This is a genomic window from Isoptericola nanjingensis, assembly GCF_050311635.1.
GTDB lineage: Bacteria > Actinomycetota > Actinomycetes > Actinomycetales > Cellulomonadaceae > Isoptericola > Isoptericola nanjingensis.
The window spans coordinates 391,038-406,945 of the sequence record NZ_JBNOZL010000003.1 but is presented as its reverse complement, the minus strand read 5'-3'; the positions used below and the strand labels follow the sequence as shown (position 1 = coordinate 406,945).

General features: G+C 74.4%; 15 protein-coding genes. 10 read left to right on the top strand and 5 right to left on the bottom strand.

What is annotated here, in order from left to right; all coding sequences use genetic code 11:
* Positions 1-67 precede the first annotated feature (67 nt).
* The 7 genes from ruvA (at position 68) to ACQP6G_RS07370 (ending at position 8,807) form a co-directional block, all read left to right on the top strand.
* A complete protein-coding gene (gene ruvA, locus ACQP6G_RS07400; RefSeq protein WP_429763630.1) occupies positions 68-706 on the top strand; it encodes a Holliday junction branch migration protein RuvA in 639 nt (212 codons plus the stop codon).
* On the top strand, positions 699-1,790 hold the full coding sequence (ruvB, locus tag ACQP6G_RS07395) for a Holliday junction branch migration DNA helicase RuvB (protein ID WP_429763629.1): 1,092 nt from the start codon (positions 699-701) through the stop codon (positions 1,788-1,790). The genes ruvA and ruvB overlap by 8 nt, the downstream gene beginning before the upstream one ends.
* A 166-nt stretch (positions 1,791-1,956) precedes the next feature.
* A complete protein-coding gene (yajC, locus tag ACQP6G_RS07390; RefSeq protein ID WP_429763628.1) occupies positions 1,957-2,400 on the top strand; it encodes a preprotein translocase subunit YajC in 444 nt (147 codons plus the stop codon).
* Between the two features lie 187 nt (positions 2,401-2,587).
* Positions 2,588-4,648 carry a protein translocase subunit SecD gene (gene secD, locus ACQP6G_RS07385; protein ID WP_429763627.1) on the top strand — a complete coding sequence of 687 codons (2,061 nt, stop codon included), beginning with the start codon at positions 2,588-2,590 and terminating at the stop codon, positions 4,646-4,648.
* Positions 4,648-5,745, top strand: coding sequence for a protein translocase subunit SecF (gene secF / locus ACQP6G_RS07380; RefSeq protein WP_429763626.1), 1,098 nt, complete (start codon positions 4,648-4,650; stop codon positions 5,743-5,745). The genes secD and secF overlap by 1 nt, the downstream gene beginning before the upstream one ends.
* A 15-nt stretch (positions 5,746-5,760) precedes the next feature.
* A complete protein-coding gene (locus ACQP6G_RS07375) occupies positions 5,761-6,387 on the top strand; it encodes an adenine phosphoribosyltransferase (protein WP_429763625.1) in 627 nt (208 codons plus the stop codon).
* 53 nt (positions 6,388-6,440) lie between these two features.
* Entirely contained in the window at positions 6,441-8,807 is a 2,367-nt protein-coding gene (locus tag ACQP6G_RS07370) for a RelA/SpoT family protein (protein WP_429763624.1), read from the top strand.
* Here ACQP6G_RS07370 and ACQP6G_RS07365 read toward each other — a convergent pair.
* Positions 8,750-9,109: a hypothetical protein gene (locus tag ACQP6G_RS07365; protein WP_429763623.1), complete on the bottom strand. Its 360-nt coding sequence runs from the start codon at positions 9,107-9,109 to the stop codon at positions 8,750-8,752. The genes ACQP6G_RS07370 and ACQP6G_RS07365 overlap by 58 nt on opposite strands.
* Before the next feature lie 102 nt (positions 9,110-9,211).
* Between ACQP6G_RS07365 and ACQP6G_RS07360 the strand changes: the two genes are divergently transcribed.
* The 3 genes from ACQP6G_RS07360 to ACQP6G_RS07350 all read left to right on the top strand — a co-directional run bounded on the left by ACQP6G_RS07360 (position 9,212) and on the right by ACQP6G_RS07350 (position 11,392).
* Positions 9,212-9,604, top strand: a complete 393-nt coding sequence (locus ACQP6G_RS07360; protein ID WP_429763622.1) for a hypothetical protein — start codon at positions 9,212-9,214, stop codon at positions 9,602-9,604.
* A gap of 10 nt (positions 9,605-9,614) precedes the next feature.
* On the top strand, positions 9,615-10,769 hold the full coding sequence (locus ACQP6G_RS07355) for an ATP-dependent DNA ligase (protein ID WP_429763621.1): 1,155 nt from the start codon (positions 9,615-9,617) through the stop codon (positions 10,767-10,769).
* Between the two features lie 80 nt (positions 10,770-10,849).
* Positions 10,850-11,392 carry a dihydrofolate reductase family protein gene (locus ACQP6G_RS07350; RefSeq protein WP_429763620.1) on the top strand — a complete coding sequence of 181 codons (543 nt, stop codon included), beginning with the start codon at positions 10,850-10,852 and terminating at the stop codon, positions 11,390-11,392.
* A gap of 3 nt (positions 11,393-11,395) precedes the next feature.
* Here the strand turns inward: ACQP6G_RS07350 and ligD are convergent, their stop codons facing one another.
* From ligD to ACQP6G_RS07330, 4 genes are all read right to left on the bottom strand, one after another.
* Positions 11,396-12,484 carry a non-homologous end-joining DNA ligase gene (gene ligD, locus ACQP6G_RS07345; RefSeq protein WP_429763619.1) on the bottom strand — a complete coding sequence of 363 codons (1,089 nt, stop codon included), beginning with the start codon at positions 12,482-12,484 and terminating at the stop codon, positions 11,396-11,398.
* 10 nt (positions 12,485-12,494) lie between these two features.
* The gene (locus ACQP6G_RS07340; protein WP_429763618.1) at positions 12,495-13,181 is read right to left on the bottom strand and encodes a hypothetical protein; all 687 of its coding nucleotides are present in this window, start codon (positions 13,179-13,181) and stop codon (positions 12,495-12,497) included.
* Between the two features lie 109 nt (positions 13,182-13,290).
* Positions 13,291-15,072 (bottom strand): DUF349 domain-containing protein, encoded by a 1,782-nt coding sequence (locus ACQP6G_RS07335; protein ID WP_429763617.1) that lies wholly within the window; start codon positions 15,070-15,072, stop codon positions 13,291-13,293.
* Entirely contained in the window at positions 15,069-15,854 is a 786-nt protein-coding gene (locus ACQP6G_RS07330) for a peptidylprolyl isomerase (protein ID WP_429763616.1), read from the bottom strand. Before ACQP6G_RS07330 ends, ACQP6G_RS07335 begins: the two co-directional genes overlap by 4 nt.
* Positions 15,855-15,908 lie beyond the last annotated feature (54 nt).

Genomic DNA, 15,908 nt, shown 5'->3' with positions numbered 1-15,908 from the left:
CCTCGTACGGGTGTTCGACGGCCGTGTCGACGGACATCTCGACGGCCTCTTCGACGGAAGGACCACGGTGATCGCCTCCCTGACCGGCACGGTCACGCACGTGACGCTGGAGCGGGCCGTGCTCGACGTCGGCGGGGTCGGGTACCTCGTGCACGCCACCCCGGGCACCCTCGCCGGCCTGCGGGTGGGGGAGCGGGCCCAGCTGCACACCACGCTGGTCGTCCGTGAGGACTCGATGACGGTGTTCGGCTTCGCGGAGGCGGACGAACGGGAGGTCTTCGAGACCGCCCAGTCCGTGTCCGGCGTCGGGCCCCGGATCGCTCTCGCCATGCTCGCCGTGCTGACCCCCGACGCCCTGCGCCGCGCCGTCGCGTCCGAGGACCTCGCGGCGCTGCGCCGCATCCCCGGTGTCGGCCCCAAGAGCGCCCAGCGCATGGTGCTCGAGCTGTCCGGCAAGCTGGGCGCCCCGACGTCCGCCGCCGCCGGCGCCGTCGTGCCCGACGCGCCGCCCGTGGCCGCGGGAGACCCGGCGCGCGACCAGGTGGTCGAGGCGCTCGTGGGCCTGGGCTGGGCCGCCAAGGTCGCCCAGGACACCGTCGACCGGGTCCTCGCGGACGCGAGCGACGACCGCCCGGCCGACAGCCCGATCGACGTCGCGGCCACGCTGCGCGCGGCGCTGCGCTCCCTGGGCGGCCGCCGTGGCTGAGGCGGACCCGGAGTACGGCGGGGAGCGGCTCGTCACCTCCTCGGCCGACGACGTCGAGCGCGCGGCCGAGGCGGCGCTGCGGCCCAAGAAGCTCGACGAGTTCGTGGGCCAGCGCGTGGTGCGCGACCAGCTCTCCCTCGTCCTGCAGGCCGCGCTCGCCCGCGACGCGTCGCCCGATCACGTGCTCCTGTCCGGACCTCCCGGGCTCGGCAAGACCACGCTGGCGATGATCATCGCCGCCGAGCTCGGCACCTCGCTGCGGGTCACGAGCGGGCCGGCCATCCAGCACGCGGGCGACCTCGCCGCCGTCCTTTCCTCGCTGGAGGAGGGCGAGGTCCTGTTCATCGACGAGATCCACCGCCTCGCGCGCCCCGCCGAGGAGCTCCTGTACGTCGCGATGGAGGACTTCCGCGTCGACGTCGTCGTCGGCAAGGGGGCGGGCGCGAGCGCGATCCCGCTGGCGCTGCCGCCGTTCACCGTCGTCGGCGCGACGACGAGGTCGGGCCTGCTGCCCGCCCCGCTGCGCGACCGCTTCGGGTTCACCGGGCACCTCGACTTCTACGACGCCGCCGAGCTGGAGCGCGTCATCACCCGGTCCGCCGGCCTGCTCGGCGTCGACATCCAGCACGCCGCAGCGCACGAGATCGCGGGCCGGTCGCGCGGCACCCCCCGCATCGCCAACCGCCTGCTGCGCCGCGTGCGCGACTGGGCCCAGGTGCGCGGGGACGGCAGCCTCGACCTCCGGGCGGCCCGGGCGGCGCTGGAGGTCTACGAGGTCGACCCGATCGGCCTCGATCGGCTGGACCGTGCCGTGCTCGACGCCGTCTGCCGCCGGTTCGCCGGCGGTCCCGTGGGCCTGGGCACGCTCGCGATGACCGTGGGTGAGGAGCCGGACACCGTGGAGACGGTGGCCGAGCCGTACCTCGTCCGCGAAGGGCTCCTGGGCCGCACGCCGCGCGGCCGGGTCGCCACGCAGGCCGCCTGGGAGCACCTCGGGCTCGAGCCGCCGCCCGGCGCGTGGGGCGCGCCGCTCGGGGGAACCCTGTTCGACGGGTCCGACAGGGACGCCGGGCCGCCCCAGTAGACTGGGAGCGCCCCCGGCCGCCGACGGCCCAGGGCCGGAACTCGACGGGTGCCGTGCTCGTTGGGGGCCGTGTGCGCAGGACTCTGCGCCGGCGTGCCGACCGGTGCGCCCCCGACGCCCGGCAGTCGGTCGACGACCGTCGGGCAGCGACAGACAAGGACGCTCCGTGGAACTCATCATCCTCTTCGTGGTCCTCGCCGGCCTCATGTTCTTCATGAGCCAGCGGACGCGCAAGCAGCAGAAGCAGCAGGCCGAGTTCCGGTCGCAGCTCGAGCCGGGTCAGGAGGTCATGACCGGTTCGGGCCTGTTCGGCACGGTCGTGGAGATCGACGAGGCGACCGACACCGTCACCATCGAGACCGGCCCCGGCGGCGCGCAGACCCGCTGGCTGCGCGCGGCCATCGCCAAGCGCGTGGACGCGCCGGTCGAGGAGCCCGTGGCCGAGGCCGACGAGACCGACGTCACAAGCGACTCCTCCGCGACCGGTACGATCACCTCCGGCGACGGTCACATCGACGTCCCCGACGACCTGTCGAGCCTGGACACCGCGCAGCGGGAGTACCGGGAGCAGCAGCGTCGTGACGAGGGCGAGGCCGGCACCACCAAGTGACAGCATCGAAGTGACAGCACCAGCGACATGGGACGGCGGGCGCTCGCGCCCGTCGGCCTGACGACGCGCCGGTCGGGGTGATCCCGGCCGGCGCCATCACGCGCCGGCCCCGCGGCGGCGCGCAGACGGGAAGAGACAGAAGTTGGCGAACTCACGCACGAAGCGGTCGCGTCCGGTACGCACCCTCGTGGTCTTCACGATCCTGACGATCGTCCTGCCGTTCCTCGCCCTCGGCGCCGGCGTCTTCTGGGACGCCAAGTCCGACTCCAACCCGGACGGCGCGAGCTGGGCCCCGGGGCTGGCGCTCGACCTGCAGGGCGGCACGCAGCTGATCCTGAAGGCGGACACCACCGACGGGTCGCAGGTGACGTCGGCGACGATCGACGAGTCGATCAACGTCATCCGTCAGCGCATCGACTCCTCGGGCGTGTCCGAGGCGGAGATCACCGCGCAGGGCTCCCAGAACATCGTCGTCGGGATCCCCGGCGAGGTGTCGCAGGAGACCATCGACCTCATCTCGCAGCCGGCGCAGATGCGCTTCCGCCCGGTGCTGACGTACGCCGCGGGCACGCCGACCCCCGAGCCGTCCGCCTCGCCCAGCGCCGACGCCGGCGACGCGGCGCAGGACGACGCCGCCAAGGACGACGCGGCCAAGGACGACGCGGCCGCTGAGGACGCCGCCGGCGACGCGCCGAGCGGCAAGGGCGCGGGTGCGCCGCTGTCCGTCCCGGCGGACGTCGACCCGTCGGCCACGCCGACCGCCACCGCGACCCCGACCGAGGGCGACGACGCGGACCCGTCGCCGTCGGCGACCCCGGAGGGCGAGGAGGCAGCAGCCTCCGACCCGAGCGACCTGGCGCAGATCACGCCGGAGATCCAGAAGCAGTTCGAGCAGCTCGACTGCACTGACCCCGCCAACCTCAAGGGCGGCGGCGGGGACGACCCGGACAAGCCGCTGGTGACGTGCGGCGAGCAGGACGGGCTGAAGTACATCCTCGGCCCGATGGAGGTCGACGGCGTGCACATCTCGTCGGCGAGCTCCGGCCTCGTCCCCGGCGCGAACGGCACCACCACCAACGAGTGGGGCGTCTTCCTCAACTTCGACTCCGTGGGCACGAAGGAGTTCCGCGAGACCACGACCCGTCTGCAGGGCCTCGAGGCGCCGCGCAACCAGTTCGCCATCGTCCTGGACGGGCTCGTCGTCTCGGCGCCGTCCCTGTCCCCGGGCACGATCATCTCCAACGGCCAGGCGACGATCTCCGGGTCGTTCACGCGCGACTCCGCGGCCACGCTCGCCAACCAGCTGAGCTTCGGCGCCCTGCCGGTGCAGTACACGGTCGAGAGCCAGGAGGTCATCTCCGCGACCCTCGGCTCCGAGCAGCTGCGCAACGGCCTGATCGCCGGCCTCATCGGCCTCGCGCTCGTCGTCGTGTACTCGCTGCTGCAGTACCGCACGCTCGGCCTGCTGACGGTCGCGTCGCTGGTGGTCGCGGGCGTGATCACCTACGTGTCGATCGCCCTGCTCTCCTGGGGGATGGGCTATCGGCTCTCGCTCGCGGGCGTCGCCGGCCTGATCGTCGCCATCGGCTTCACGGCGGACTCGTTCATCGTGTACTTCGAACGGATCCGCGACGAGCTGCGCGACGGGCGGACCCTCGCCTACGCGGTCGAGCGCGGCTGGGCCCGCGCCCGGCGCACGGTGCTCGCCGCCAAGGCCGTCAACCTGATCTCCGCGATCATCCTGTACTTCCTCGCCGTGGGCGGCGTGCAGGGCTTCGCGTTCACCCTGGGTCTGACGACGATCATCGACGTCGCCGTCGTGTTCTGGTTCACGCACCCGATGATGGAGGTCATCGCCAAGATCCCGTTCTTCCGGGACGGCCACCTGTGGTCGGGCCTGTCGCCCGAGCGCCTGCGCGCGAGCTCCGGCCCGCGGTACGCGGGCGCCGGCCGGGTGCGGATGCCGCAGCCCGCCGTGGCCGGCGCCGCCTCCGAGGGCGCCGACGCCGGCGCCGAGGCGCCGGGCGAGCGCGTGGTCGCCGAGCCCGTGCACAGCGGTGCACGGCAGGCCCCCGCGGCCCCCGTCACCGACGCCTCCGGGCGCCGGCTGACGATCGCCGAGCGGCGCGCGGCCGAGCGCCGGGCGGCCGCGGAGGAGGCGGACCCGCAGCCGGACGCAGGACCGGACGACGGATCGCCCTCGGCGACCGGTGAGAACCACTCCGGCACGAACGAGGAGAGCCGCTGATGGCCGGCATGCACTTCGCCCAGTGGGGCAACGACCTGTACACGGGCCGGCGGTCCTACCCGATCGTGCAGCGCCGCAAGCGCTGGTTCACGATCGTGGGCATCCTCGCCGTCGCGTCGATCGCCGTGATCCTGATCAAGGGCCTCACCCTCGGCATCGACTTCCGCGGTGGCACGGAGTTCACGGTGAACGACGCGAGCTCCACGGAGCAGCAGGTCGCGATCGACGCGGTGCACGAGGTGCTCCCGAACGAGGAGCCCCGCGTCGCGATCGTGGGCGGCTCGGCGGTCCGGGTGCAGACCGAGACGGTCACGCCGGAGCAGGAGGCCGCCCTGGTCACGGGCCTCGCCACCGCGTACGACGTCGACGAGTCCGCGGTGACGACGTCCTTCGTCGGCCCGACCTGGGGCGCGGGCGTCTCCATGCGGGCGCTGTGGGGCACCGTGGTGTTCGTGGTGGCCGCGGCGCTGTTCATGGCCGTGTACTTCCGCGCCTGGCGGATGTCCGTGGCGGCGATCGTCGCGATGCTCGCCGACCTGCTCATCTCGGCCGGCGTCTACGCGGCCATCGGCTGGGAGGTCACGCCGTCGACGATCATCGGCTTCCTCACCATCCTCGGCTTCTCGCTCTACGACAAGATGGTCGTGTTCGACAAGGTCCGCGAGAACACGGCGGACGTGCTCACGCAGACCCGCAGCACGTACGCGGAGCGCGCCAACCTCGCCGTGAACCAGACCCTCGTGCGCTCGATCAACACGTCGGTCGTGGCGCTCCTGCCGGTGGCGAGCATCCTCTTCGTCGGCGCGTTCCTGCTGGGGGCGGGCACGCTCCGCGACCTGTCACTGTCGCTGTTCGTCGGTATCGCCGTCGGTGCGGCGTCGTCGCTCTTCCTCGCGACGCCGCTCGACGTCGCGCTGCGGGATCGCGAGCCGAAGATCGCCGCGCACACGAAGGCGGTCCTGGCGGAGCGCGCCGGCCTGGTCGCCGAGGGCGGCCACGACGCCGAGGTCGCGGCGTTCACGACCGGGTCCGCTCAGCTGATCCCGGGCCAGCACCAGGGCAACCGCGCCCAGCCGCGCCGCAAGCGCGGACACTGAGCCGGGGGTCACGCGATGGATGACAGCTCAGGCTTCGGCGTGCCCGGCGGCGGGCGCCCCGGCGACCGTCCGGACGACATCGTCCTGGACGGGCTCCGGGGGCTCGGCGCCGAGCGGGCGGCGGAGGTGCGCGCGCTGATCCGCGACGTGCCGGACTACCCGCACCCGCCCGTCGTGTTCCGCGACATCACCCCGCTGCTCGCGGACGGCCCGGCGCTGGCGGACGTCGTGGAGGCGTTCGCCCGCCTCGTGGACGCGGACGGCGGCGTGGACGTCGTCGCGGGCATGGAGGCGCGAGGCTTCCTCCTGGGGGCGCCGCTCGCCACTCGCCTCGGGGTGGGGTTCCTGCCGCTGCGCAAGGCGGGCAAGCTGCCGCCGCCGGTGGAACGGGTGGACTACGACCTCGAGTACGGCTCCGCCGCGATCGAGCTGCGCACGGGAACACTCGAGGCGGGGGCGCGTGTTCTCCTGGTCGACGACGTGCTCGCGACCGGCGGCACGGCGTGCGCGGCGGCCGAGCTCGTGGAGCGTTCGGGCGGCCAGGTGGTCGCCCTGGCGTTCCTGCTCGAGCTCGCCGGCCTGGGCGGACGCGACAGGCTGACCGGACGGACGGTCGAGGCTCTGCTCCGCGTGGAGTCGTAGACTTGCCGTCCCGGCCGGCGGCGACCCCGCGGTGGTTGCGGAAGGAGGCGCAGATGAGCGACGAGACGAAGGTCGTGCGCGCCGCCAACGCGCCCCAGGGATCGACCGGGCAGGGGGCTGTCCCGGGCCGCGGCTCGGGGTCCGGCCGGAGCGTGCGCAACCGGCTCGTGCGGCTCGGGGTGCGGGGCGCGCCGCCCACGACGCCGGCGCTGGAGCCGGTGCTCCAGGCTGTGCGCACCAACCACCCGAAGTCCGACCTCTCGGTGCTCGAGCGCGCCTACGCGACGGCCGAGCGGTGTCACCGGGGCCAGGAGCGCAAGTCCGGCGACCCGTACATCACGCACCCTGTCGCCGTGGCGACCATCCTCGCCGAGCTCGGGTTCGACGGCGCGACCCTGGCGGCCGCGCTGCTGCACGACACGGTCGAGGACACGGACTACGGGCTCGACGAGCTGACCCGCGAGTACGGCGAGGAGATCGCCATGCTCGTCGACGGGGTCACCAAGCTGGACAAGGTGAAGTACGGCGACGCCGCCCAGGCGGAGACCGTGCGCAAGATGGTCGTCGCGATGGCCAAGGACATCCGCGTGCTGGTCATCAAGCTCGCGGACCGGCTGCACAACGCCCGCACGTGGAAGTACGTCTCCGGCTCGTCGGCGCAGCGCAAGGCGCGCGAGACGCTCGAGATCTACGCCCCGCTGGCGCACCGGCTGGGCATGAACACCATCAAGTGGGAGCTGGAGGACCTGTCCTTCCAGACGCTCTACCCCAAGGTGTACGACGAGATCGTGCACCTGGTCGCGGAGCGCGCGCCCGCCCGCGAGGAGTACCTGTCGGTGGTGCGGGAGCAGATCTCCGCCGACCTGCGCAGCGCGAAGATCAAGGCGACGGTCACCGGCCGCCCGAAGCACTACTACTCGATCTACCAGAAGATGATCGTCCGCGGGCACGACTTCGCGGAGATCTACGACCTGGTCGGCACGCGCGTCCTCGTGGACACGGTGCGGGACTGCTACGCGGTGCTCGGCGCGCTCCACGCGCGCTGGAACCCGGTCCCGGGCCGCTTCAAGGACTACATCGCGATGCCGAAGTTCAACATGTACCAGTCGCTGCACACGACGGTCGTGGGCCCTGGCGGCAAGCCCGTCGAGATCCAGATCCGCACGCACGACATGCACCGTCGCGCGGAGTACGGCGTCGCCGCGCACTGGAAGTACAAGCAGATGGCGCCGGCCGGCAAGACGACGTCGGACGACCCGCGCGCCAACGACATGGCGTGGCTGCGCCAGCTCGTGGACTGGCAGCGCGAGACCGCCGACCCGAGCGAGTTCCTCGACTCGCTGCGCTACGAGATCGGCGGCGCGGAGGTGTACGTCTTCACGCCGAAGGGCGAGGTGATGGCGCTGCCCGCCGGGGCGACGCCGGTCGACTTCGCGTACTCGGTGCACACCGAGGTGGGCCACCGCACCATGGGGGCCCGCGTCAACGGACGGCTCGTGCCGCTGGACTCGACGCTGCAGAACGGCGACACGGTCGACATCCTCACCTCCAAGGCGGAGTCCGCGGGCCCCTCGCGCGACTGGCTCGCCTTCGTGAAGTCGGCGCGCGCCCGCAACAAGATCCGCCAGTGGTTCACCAAGGAGCGGCGCGAGGAGGCGATCGAGCAGGGCAAGGACGCCATCACCAAGGCGATGCGCAAGCAGAACCTGCCGATCCAGCGCCTGCTCAGCCACGAGGCGCTGGTCGGGCTGGCGAACGACATGCGCTACGCCGACGTCTCCGCGCTCTACGCGGCGGTGGGCGAGGGGCACGCGTCCGCGCCGCACGTCGTCGACCTGCTGGTCAAGTCGCTGGGCGGCGAGGAGGGCACCGAGGAGGACGCCGCAGAGGCCGCGGCCCCCGGCCGCCCGTCGCGCCGCGGCCGCACCGGCGACCCCGGCGTCGTCGTCAAGGGCGTGGACGACATCTGGGTGAAGCTCGCCAAGTGCTGCACCCCGGTGCCCGGCGACTCGATCGTCGGCTTCGTGACCCGCGGCGCTGGCGTCAGCGTGCACCGCGCGGACTGCGCCAACGCCGAGCAGCTGGCCAAGGCGCAGCCCGAGCGCATGGTGGACGTGTCCTGGACCACGGGCGCCAACACGATGTTCCTGGTGCAGATCCAGGTCGAGGCGCTCGACCGGTCGCGGCTGCTGTCCGACGTCACCAAGGTGCTGTCGGACTACCACGTCAACATCCTGTCGGCGTCGGTCTCGACGTCGTCCGACCGGATCGCCCTGTCGAAGTTCGTCTTCGAGATGGCGGAGCCCGGCCACCTGCAGCAGGTGCTCACCGCGGTGCGCAAGGTAGACGGCGTCTTCGACGTCTACCGCATCACCGGGACGAGGGCCGCCGACGTGCACCAGGAGTCGGCGGGAGCCTGAGCGACTCCAGCAGCCCCCGGCCGGTCGGGGCGGGCAGCCGCACGGCGCCGTCGGCGCGCAGCCCGCTGAGCAGGAGGCCGACGAGCCGGCGCGAGGCGACCGCGGCCTCCTCCGGTGTGGCGGCCACCGACGCCGCTGTCGGCCATGACGACGAGCGCGAGGTCGTCGCGGGTGACGGCGAACAGCTCGCGCGCCGCGGCGACGATCCGGTCGCGGTTGTGGCGGGCGTCGGCCCGCTGCGCGGCCGTGGCGCCGTCCGCGGGGCGCGCGGCCGGGCGGGTGTGAGAGTGCTCGGCGGTCATCGCTCTCACTCGAGGCGGAAGTGGACGAGTCGTTCCGGTTGCCTTGCTAGCGTGACGGGGCGCCGACCGGCGTCCCCGCCGCGCGTCAGGAAGGAACACCTCATGCCGAGCCTGGGCTCGCCCCGCTCCCGCCGCTTCGTCACCCGGTTCAACGCCGGGGTGCTCGCCTGGCGCAGGTCGCCCCGCTGGGGCGGAGCGCTCCGCCGCACCCTCACGATCGTCCGGTACACGGGGCGCCGGTCGGGGCGCGAGTTCGCGATCCCGGTCGGGTACCGCCGCCGGGGGGACGAGGTCGTCATCGGGGTCGGGATGCCGGACGCCAAGAGCTGGTGGCGCAACTTCCTGGGCGAGGGCGCCCCCCTGACGGTCGAGCTCGACGGCGCCGAGCGCGGAGGGCACGCGGTCGCGCACCGGGACGACGCCGGCAGGGTGACCGTCCGGGTGCGGCTCGAGTTCCCGAGGCGAGCGGAGGTGCCGGCCCACCTCCCGGAGTAGGTTCGCCAGCATGACGCTGCCGCTCGAACCGCCCGTGCTGCCCATGCTCGCGAAGTCGGTGCCGGACGTGCCGGACCAGCCTCCGGGCGACGACGTCTGGGTGTACGAGCCGAAGTGGGACGGGTTCCGCGCCCTGGTGTTCCGCGACGGCGACGACGTGCGGATCGACTCCCGCAACGGTCGGCCGATGCAGCGCTACTTCCCGGACGTGGTGGACGCGGCGCTCGACGCGCTGCCGGAGCGCTGCGTCGTCGACGGCGAGATCGTGGTCGCCCGCCCCGGGGACGGCGCGGCCCGGGCGGCGCACCTGGACTTCGACGCCCTGGGCCAACGGATCCACCCCGCCGCGTCGCGGGTGCGGCTCCTCGCGTCGGAGACTCCGGCCAGCCTCGTCGTCTTCGACGTCCTCGCCCTCGGCGGCGACGACCTGTCCGGGCGGCCGTTGCGCGAACGGCTCGAGGCGCTCGACGGGCTGGCGCTCGACGGGCCGCAGGTGCACGCCACGCCCCGCACGCAGGACGCCGGCGTCGCGCGCGACTGGTTCGAGGCGTTCGAGGGCGCGGGCCTCGACGGCGTGGTCGCAAAACGGCTCGACGACCCGTACCAGCCGAACAAGCGGGCGCTGCTGAAGATCAAGCACGCCCGCACGGCCGACGTGGTCCTCGCCGGCTACCGGCTGCACAAGACGTCGACGCCCTCGACGCCGCTCATCGGCTCGCTCCTGCTGGGCCTGTACGCACAGGAGGACGACCCCGACAGCCTGCAGTTCGTCGGCGTCTCCGCGTCGTTCCCCGCCGCGCGCCGGGCGGCCCTGCACGCCGAGCTCGCACCGCTCGTCGTGGAACCGGGCACCGAGGAGGCCGCCGCGCACCCGTGGGCGGACTGGCAGGACCCGGCGGTCGCGGACGGCAGCGCGGGCGAGAGGCGCCCGGGAGCGCAGTCGCGCTGGAGCGCCGGCAAGGACCTGTCCTTCACGCCGCTGCGCGTGGAGCGGGTGCTGGAGGTCGGCTATGACCACATGGAGGGCGCGCGCTTCCGGCACACCGCGCAGTTCAAGCGGTGGCGCCCCGACCGCGAGCCGTCGTCGTGCACCTACGACCAGCTCGAGGAACCGGTCGGCTACGACCTCGCGAGCCTCCTGCCCGGGGCTCCGGGCACCGCCTGAGCCCACCGATCGGCGGGCCGCCGATGAGTCGAGGCCCCCGGGCGGGTCTGGGGAGCATGGGCACACTGAGGTACGGACTGATGAGCTGTTCCATCGACGGCTACGTGGCCGACGCGTCGGGCGACTTCGACTGGGGCGCGCCGGACGACGCCGTCCACGCGTTCATCAACGACCGGGTCCGGGACGTGCGGACCTTCGTCGTGGGCCGCCGCATGTTCGAGACGATGCGCGTGTGGGACACGTGGGAGCCCGGGCAGAGCGACGCCGCGGACGAGTTCGCCGAGATCTGGCGCGGGATCGACAAGATCGTCTGCTCCGACGGCCTCGTGGCGGAGCAGGGCACGGTCGACGCGCCCCGCACCACGCTCGAGGCGCGCCTCACCCCCGAGCGCCTGGCCGAGATCGCGGCGGGGACCGACGGCGTCGTCGAGGTCTCGGGCCCGACGACCGCCGCGGTGGCGCTGCTGGCCGGAGTGGTCGACGAGATGACGGTACGCGTGGTGCCGCACGTCGCCGGCGGCGGGCTGCGCCTGCTGCCCGACGGGATGCAGGCCGACCTCACGCGCGCCGAGTGCGTCCCGCTCGGCGACGGGTCGGTCTTCCTGCGGTACACGCGTCCCTGACGGTCAGGTGCGCTTGCGGTCGGTGTCCCGGCTGGGCTGCACACGTTTGGGCTCGCCGGGCATCTTGGGATACTCCGGCGGGTAGGGCAGGTCGCCCAGGCCGTGCTCCTCCTCGTCGCGGCGCGCGAGCTCGAGCGCGGCGTCGAGAGAGCAGTCCAGCCCCGGGTCGCGGTCGGCGCGCAGGGCGGCGAACAGGTCGCCGCGCTCGGCGAACCGGGCGGGGACGGTCGTGACGTCGAAGTCGTCCGGGTGCACCTCGCCGACCTCGTCCCACTCCAGCGGGGTGGAGACGGTGGCGCGCTTGTTCGCCCGGACGGAGTACGCGGAGGCGATGGTGCGGTCGCGGGCCATCTGGTTGTAGTCGACGAAGATCGCCTCGCCCCGCTCCTCCTTCCACCACTTCGTCGTGACCCGGTCGGGGAGGCGGCGCTCCAGCTCGCGGCCGACCGCGATCGTGGCGCGCCGGGCCTGCTGGAAGGACCAGCGGGGCGCGAGAGGGACGAAGACGTGCAGGCCGCGCCCGCCCGAGGTCTTGGGGTACCCGGTGAGCCCGAGCTCCGTGAGCAGGTCGCGCAGGTGGGGCGCGACGGCCGCGGCGTCGTCGAAGGAGGTGCCGGGCTGCGGGTCGAGGTCGATGCGCAGCTGGTCGACCGCCTCGACGTCGTCGCGGCGCACGGGCCACGGGTGGAAGGTCAGGGTGCCGAGGTTCGCCGCCCAGGCGACGACGGCGAGCTCGGTCGGCGCCACCTCGTCGGCGGTGCGCCCGCTGGGGAAGGCGATGGTCGCGGTCTCGACCCAGTCGGGGGCTCCCTGGGGCAGCCGCTTCTGGTAGAAGGCGTCGCCGCGGTTGTCGGCGCGCGTCGCCATCACCGCCTCGGGCCACCAGCCCTTCGGCCACCGCTCGAGCGTCGTGGGCCGGTGCAGCAGCGCGCCGAGGATCCCGTCGCCCACCGACAGGAAGTACTCGACGATCTCGCGCTTCGTGAGGCCCGGGCGGTCGGGCAGCTCGGGGAAGACGACGCGGTCGGGGCTGGAGACGCGCACGGCGCGGCCAGCGGCGTCGAGCTCGACGGCGGGTGCGGCGGAGGCCATGCGGCTCAACCTAGGGCAGGGCGGCGGGCGCCGCACGGAGGACGGCGGCCCGGGCCAGCACGCGGCGGGCCCGCGGGCGTCCGACGACGCGGACGCGGCGTTCCAGCAGCGCGGCCGCGTCCGGGAGAGCGAGGCCGCAGGAGTCCGCGACGACGCGGGCGAGGCGGGTCGCGTCCTCCTCGCCCGGCACGTGCACCGCCACGTCGACCACGGTCCGCAGCGGCGCGGTCACCCGCACCCCGGCCAGCTCGACGACGTCGCCGCGCAGCAGCGGCGCCTGCCACACGAGCCCCGCTCCCCAGAGCTCGGGCCGGTGCCCGCCGGCCGCGTAGGTGACGTCGAGGTGCTCGGCGGACCGGGTGCCCGCCAGCCGGCCGGCGTGCACCCACGCCGCCGTGCGCCCGGCGGCCACGGCTCCCGCGGGCAGCGACCCGGCCAGCAGCGCGGCCCGCAGCACGGGGGTCATGGTCGTGCCGGCGACGACGGCCGCGTCGTCGCGCACCACCTCGAGGGAGCCGTCGCGCACGAGGACGTCCCACGCCGCCCGCCCGCCGACGTCCGCCGGGCGTACCAGGGGACCGGACGCGCGTCCCGGCGCCGTGAGCAGGTCACCGAGCCGCCGCGGAGCGACCGGGGACCGGAGGCGGTCGCCCGTGGGTGGGCCGGGCGGTGCGGGGAGGACGACGAAGGGGCTCACGACGCGGAAACTATCCGGTCGTGAGCCCCTTCGGGCACCGCCTGTGGATCGTCGCGCGCACGCGACGTCCGGTCGGGCCCCGCCCGGTCAGGCCGGCGGCCGTGCGCCGTCAGCCGCGGGTGTCCTCCGCGGCGCGGACGACCTGCTCGAGCCAGGCGCGCCGCGCGGCGAGCGCCGTCTCGGCCTCCTCGACGCGCCGCGCGTCACCCGACTCGCGCGCCTCGGCGAGATCGCGCTCGAGCCCCTCGATGGCGGCCTCGAGCTGTGCCGCGGCACCCTCGGCCCGCGCGCGGGTCTCGGGGTTGGTGCGGTCCCAGCGAGCCTGCTCGGCCCCCCGGACGGCCGTCTCGACCGCCCGCATGCGGGCCTCGACGCGCTGGATGTCCCCGCGCGGCACCTTGCCGGCCTCCTCCCAGCGGTCCTGGAGGTCGCGCAGCTTCTCCTTCGCCGCGGCCAGGTCCTTGACGGGCAGGAGGGCCTCGGCCTCGGCGAGCAGCGCCTCCTTGACCTCGAGGTTCTGCCCGTACTCGGCGTCGATCGCCGCGTTCTCGGCGTCGCGGGCGCCGAAGAACGCGTCCTGCGCCGCCCGGAACCGGGCCCAGAGCGCGTCGTCGTCCTTGCGGCTGGCCCGCCCCGCGGCCTTCCACTGCGCCATGAGGTCGCGGTAGGCGGCGGCGGTCGCTCCCCAGTCGGTGCTGGTCTGCAGGGACTCCGCCTCGGCGACCAGCTGCTCCTTGGCCGCCTTCGCCGTCGAGTTGCGCTGCTCGAGGTCGGCGAAGAAGTGCCGCCGCTCCCGGTCGAACGCGGTGCGCGCGTGGCTGAACCGCTTCCAGAGGGCCTCCTCCGAGGGGCGGTCGATGCGCGGCCCGCTGCGCTGCGCCTCCTTCCAGCGATCCAGGAGGCCCCGCAGCTCCTCGCCGGCCGGGCGCCACTGCATCTTGGCGGGGTCGGTGGCGGCGATCTTCTCCGCGGCCTCGACGATCGCGGTGCGGGCGGCGACGGCCTCGGCCTTGGCGGCCGCACGCTCCTGCTCGAGCGCGGCCCGGCGCTCCGCCGCGCGTGCCTTGAGGCCCTCCACGCGGGCCCGCAAGGCGTCCAGGTCGCCGACGGCGGCGGGCTCGCCCGTCTCCTCGGCGAGCTTCGCGAGGGTCTGGTCGATCTCGCGCACCGACAGGTCGGCGCTGTCCAGCCGGGTCTCGAACAGCGCGACCTTGGCGTCCAGGTCCAGGTAGCGCCGCACGTAGAGGCTCATCGCCTCCGAGGCGTCCACGCCGGGGAACTGGCCCACCTGGCGCTCGCCGGCGGCCTCCCGCACGAACACCGTGCCGTCGTCGTCCACCCGACCGAACGCCTCCGCGGCGGACGCCGCGGCCGCGTCCAGCGCCGGGGGGACGACCGGCGCCGCAGGCGTCGTGGGCTCGGCCGGCGGCACGTCGGCGGGAGTGGGCGCCGGGCGGCGCAGCGCCGACGGCTTGGGCGCGCCCGGGCGGGGCGGCTTCGGCACGGCGGACGGCTTCGGCGCCGCGGGAGTCGCCGGGGCGGGCGCGGCGGTCGCCTCGGCCTCGGCCTCGGGCTCGGCGGCCTCGGGCTCAGCGCTCGTCCCGGTCGTCCCGGTGGTCTCGGTCGACTCGGCCACGGGGGCCGTCTCGGCGGCCTCGGCGGGAGCCTGCTCCGCGGTCTCGGGCTCCGGGGTCTCGGGCTCCGGGGTCTCCTGCGCGGGCTCGGCCGGGGGAGCCGGGTCCGTGGTCTCGCCCGCGACGGGCTGCGGGTCCGCCGCGGGAGCCGGCGGGGTCGCCTCGTCCGGGGTCGTCTGCGATGGAGTCTCGGCCGTCTCCTCGGTGCCGGCCGGGGTCTCCTCGGGGCCGGTCGAGCCGGGGGTGCTCTCGCTCACTGGGTCTCCACTCCTTCGATGATGACGGGGGTCGCGGGGGAGCCGTCGCCGGCCCCTCCGTCGACGCCCTCGTCAGCGACTGCCTGGACGGCGTCCAGGCCGGACGTGACGGTGCCGAGCACCGTGTACCCGCCCGCGGTGTCGGACGGGATGGTCGAATCCTGGTACACGATGAAGAACTGCGAGCCCATCGACTCGCCGTCGTCGCCGCGGCGGGCCATCGCGATGGTCCCGGCGGGGTAGACGTCGTCCTCCGGGGCGTTCTCGATCGGGCCGTACGAGTAGCCGGGGTCACCGGTCCCGGTCCCCGTGGGGTCGCCGCACTGCAGGACGTAGATGCCCTGGGTGGTGAGGCGGTGGCAGGGGGTGCCGTCGTAGTAGCCCTGGTCCGCGAGCGACACGAAGCTCGCGACGCCCTGCGGGGCGGCGGCGCCGTCCAGCTCGAGGACGAGGTCCGTCTCCGTGCCGCCGGCGCACAGGTCGACGGTCGCGGTCCACGTGCGGTCCTCGGCAGCCGAGGGGTCGGGCAGGTCCCCGCCGTCGCGGGCGCCGACCTCCGCCGCGGGGCAGTCACCTGCGGCCTGCGGCGTCGACGACGCTGCGGGGTTCGCGGCACCGCCCAGGTTCGCGACGACGAACCCGCCGCCCACCAGGGCGAGCACCGCCACGATCGCCACGATCGCGAACGTCCGCTGCCGCCGGGCGCGCGCCTGCGCCTGCCGCTGCTCCCACTGCTGCTGCCGCTTGCGGGCGTACTCCCGCTCGCGCTTGGTGGCCGCCAACGCGCGGTCCTCCTCGCCTCGTCCCGGTCGCCGCACGGGAACTCCCGCGCGCGG

What these genes read in the sequence shown, in the direction of transcription:
- secF (WP_429763626.1), top strand. Translation starts at nt 4,648, where the DNA reads ATGGCCGGCATGCACTTCGCCCAGTGGGGCAACGACCTGTACACGGGC.
- ACQP6G_RS07375 (WP_429763625.1), top strand. Translation starts at nt 5,761, where the DNA reads ATGGATGACAGCTCAGGCTTCGGCGTGCCCGGCGGCGGGCGCCCCGGC.
- ACQP6G_RS07370 (WP_429763624.1), top strand. Translation starts at nt 6,441, where the DNA reads ATGAGCGACGAGACGAAGGTCGTGCGCGCCGCCAACGCGCCCCAGGGA.
- ACQP6G_RS07365 (WP_429763623.1), bottom strand. Translation starts at nt 9,109, where the DNA reads ATGACCGCCGAGCACTCTCACACCCGCCCGGCCGCGCGCCCCGCGGAC.
- ACQP6G_RS07360 (WP_429763622.1), top strand. Translation starts at nt 9,212, where the DNA reads ATGCCGAGCCTGGGCTCGCCCCGCTCCCGCCGCTTCGTCACCCGGTTC.
- ACQP6G_RS07355 (WP_429763621.1), top strand. Translation starts at nt 9,615, where the DNA reads ATGACGCTGCCGCTCGAACCGCCCGTGCTGCCCATGCTCGCGAAGTCG.
- ACQP6G_RS07350 (WP_429763620.1), top strand. Translation starts at nt 10,850, where the DNA reads ATGAGCTGTTCCATCGACGGCTACGTGGCCGACGCGTCGGGCGACTTC.
- ligD (WP_429763619.1), bottom strand. Translation starts at nt 12,484, where the DNA reads ATGGCCTCCGCCGCACCCGCCGTCGAGCTCGACGCCGCTGGCCGCGCC.